Annotated in this window: 1 protein-coding gene; it reads right to left on the bottom strand. The window is 41.9% G+C overall.

The window, feature by feature from the left end; genetic code table 11:
• Positions 1-3011 (bottom strand): hypothetical protein (locus tag D0T51_RS12080; protein WP_163729639.1); only part of this gene is annotated, 3011 nt, incomplete at both ends.

The following is a 3011-nucleotide window of genomic DNA, read 5'->3' as shown; positions in this document are numbered from 1 at the left end:
TTTACATTTTCGACATTGCCTTCGACATATAGCCAGACTTTATCAAGGGTAGCTTGGTTAGGATTACCTACGGTAGCTACAGGAATGGTTAACTCGGAACCGAAGTAAGGTAGCTCAGCAGGAAGACCGCTGAGTTGGGTGGCGGTGCCGTTGTAGTTGAATGTCACATTAATTGTTTGCACAACATCTGCTTTTCCAGGAACTTTTCGGGTCAATTTCATTTTAACTGTACTTTCACCTAAAACAGCTCCTTTTGTGGCTTGTACGGAGATATAAAAATAATGCACCCATCTATCATCCGGCAATATCCATTTATCAGCATCCAGGCCGCTTCCACTTATATAGGAAAGATCATATAAAGAAGAAAAGTCGTATTCATACTTGTTTCCACTATTAGAAGACGGAGGAAGCATCTTCTCAGCCGGACCATGCGCATCCCCCCCTCCTTTTCTCACTTTTATAGACGTATTAGTCAGTGTATAACCATCCGGAAGCTCAAAACTTAATATACCCGGATAAGCATGGCGTCGAACTTCATTTTTGAAATAAGGAGATCTGGGACTATTATGGAAAATATTAGCATAAGTAGTCCATATTTTTTCTCCTGAATCATTAAAGGTATATACATTATTTGAACAATCTACTAATGCATTATTCAAGTCATAGACTCCAATTTCCTGCGATTTCGTATCTTTCCCTTTCCGCGCTGGATCCTCTTTCGAATTTAAAGGATCATTTATCAACATATTACTTACAAAACATTCCGAAACAAATGATTTTGCAGCTCCACTGGCTGTCGTTGCTACAAAAGGAAGAGACACATCAATTATATCTCCTGCAGCAAAAGGAGTAGCCCCCGCTTTAACAAGCAAGTAGAATTCTGTAGTTGTTTTATTAACCACCTCTACCTCATAAGAGGCATCCACACCTCCACGCTTTACTTTGACTTCGGCTGTTTTCAGATCAATTCGTTGACCTGACTGCATTGCAATACCATTGGCTGTAACCGGGAAATACAGGTAGGCTGAAGACTCCAGAACCCTAGCTTTCCAGTGAATCTCACCTTCATCATCTATCATATACATAGTATGATCTATTTCATTATCCAAAGCTGGTGTATTCGAATCTGGAATATGATCTTCATTGCTATCTATTAGTCCACGCGTAATACGATGAAGAGACAGTTTTTCAAATACAACTCCCTCTTCCTTACAAAGTAAGGTAACCGGTTGAAAAACCTGAGAAATCTTATCCAATATCTGTCCATTATAGTCGTAATCGATATAATAGGAGATTACCCCGTCCTGATCGGAATCCGAAGAACTAAAAGAGCCATCGGTTGTATAGGTAAAAGTTAAAAGTCCTTCACCATCTGCAAAACCAGTATATATTCTGTAAGGTGTTTTCCCTGTTAAATCAGAACTTTCAGGGGATTGAACAGTAGTCCCATCCAAACTACTCCAAACAAATGATCCATCTGCCGGCTCTACTAACTTTAGCCAGGAAGGGAGTTGAAGATAAACTTTTAATTTTCCTTTATTACTAGCTGCAATTGATCCTGAAGCTATGCGAATTGTTTGAGTCTTTATTTCATTAGGCTTAATTGTCAATTTCGCTGGTAGCTCTCGGAAGTGAGGTGCTCCAAAATATGGAATAGAAGCAATTTTCTCAGCAGCCACCTTGTTTTCTCCCGCTTCATTATTAGCGTAAAGTGTGGAAGAAAATCCCTTTATTACACTTGTGCTATAATCAAAGTAGACATCCTTTCCTTCATTCTCATAAGTTTTTCCATTCGTTGTTGGAATCCAGAAGGTTATTGTTTCCCCTATAGACAGGAATTCTGCCTTTGGCAGAGTAAGGACTACCGATACAGGCTCTTTACCCGTATGAGCACCAAAATAACCATAATCAACCGAATTCTCTACTACTCTGGAAACTTTTATATGTTCCTTTAATAATTTTGTCCGACTACCTCCTCCTATCTGATAATAGATATTGGCAGTATCTAAAAAGCTATAGCTAGAATATCTCTCAAACTTCGCAGACAAATCATACCCATCAGCAGTCCCTACATTCTTAAACTCTGCACGAACCATATTTTTCGTGGAGCCATCCATATGGATATCCCATGGATCAACTTCCGTATCATCAGTCAACGATTTTACATAGTTGGTTCCTATATGCGATAAGGTAGGTGTTCCTGCTACCGAAGGCAACGCCAGTGTAATCGTTGGAAATCCTGTTTCCACCGTACAATACTGAATCGAAGGAGTTACCACATGGGTACCCAAGCGGCTGGAAGCTCCTTCAAAGCTAAGCGTCTTTTCGGTTGATGAAAGATCAGTCAGTGTCAATGTATAGGTCTTATTACTATTTGACATGGCCGGTGTGATCGTCGTACCTCCCCAATCGAAGGTCTTTAGGGTGGTAAACTCATCCACAGTCAGGATCAGTTTAAAGGATTTGGCATCCCGGTTCGTCGCTTTTAGTTTGTAACCTAACGACTTGAACTCATCGGCAGCATCATAGTCCACACTACCCGCTACCGGGGCTATTGTAAAGCTCGGGCTCTGCGCCTGAACAGTAGCTGCTCCGGGTGTTCCCACCGGGCTTGCACCGGTCAGCGTCTGCACCGTAATAGTCGTTCCGTTCTCTGCACCGCATTTGGCTTTCAGCTTCAGGAAGAAGCGAACAGTTGAACCGGAAGCAAGTGTGCCTCCATTGGAAGAGACCTTAACGGTTACTTTCTGTCCCGAAGTAGTCGGGGCATTATACGTTATCGCCGTATTTACATTCTCTATTCCCGAATAACTTATATTCGCCGGCAACGTAAATTCCACAGCCGCATTTGTAATCTCCTGCGAAGTTGTAAAATAGACCTCCAGTTTACCTTCATCGCCCCCGATGGTCAAGGTCTCTGAATTAGCATCCCATGCAGGATAACCATTCACCCAGCTCACCTGCGCCAGCAGTGACGCATTCGTTGCCAATAATGCCAACAGCATCATACA

This window comes from Parabacteroides sp. 52 (assembly GCF_010500925.1).
Taxonomy (GTDB): Bacteria; Bacteroidota; Bacteroidia; order Bacteroidales; family Tannerellaceae; genus QVMG01.
The sequence above is the reverse complement of the archived record's forward strand: the minus strand, read 5'-3'. Positions and strand labels throughout refer to the sequence as shown.